The 553-nt window shown below is 46.1% G+C and carries 1 protein-coding gene; it reads right to left on the bottom strand.

From position 1 onward, the window contains the following. Nucleotides 1-41: 41 nt before the first annotated feature. On the bottom strand, nt 42-553 hold a 512-nt coding region (locus ACS8FC_RS20015; protein WP_439298072.1), incomplete at its 5' end, for a YggS family pyridoxal phosphate-dependent enzyme.

Genomic DNA, 553 nt, shown 5'->3' on the forward strand with positions numbered 1-553 from the left:
CAATTGGCCTAGAATGCAGCATTCTAGTCTCGCGCACATAACTAGTCTCGCGCACCAAAGATAGCCGTACCAACACGTACCATGGTAGAGCCGTTGTCTATCGCCTCTGCCATATCACCACTCATCCCCATACTAAGCGTATCCCAAGCATTCAACTCTGGATGGCTGGCTTTGATATCGTCAAACAATGCCTTGGTTCGAGCAAAGGCATCTGTATCTGCTTTGGCAGGGATAATCATCAACCCGCGCAGTTGCAAGCGCTCATAACCTTTAATCGCTGTGATCAATGCTGGTAGCTCTGCTGGTAAGCAACCTGACTTACTGTCTTCGTTGTCAATATTTACCTGAATCAGTACGTTCAATGCTGGGAGCTCATCTGGGCGTTGATCGTTCAAACGTTTGGCAATAATATCGCGCTCAAGGGTTTGTACCCAATCAAAATGCTCGGCAATATCACGTGTCTTATTACGCTGGATACTACCGATATAATGCCAGACGATATCCGCGCATTCAGGATTCGATTTTAGCGTATTTATTTTTTCGATGGCTTCTT

Source organism: Psychrobacter sp. 1Y4 (assembly GCF_051847555.1).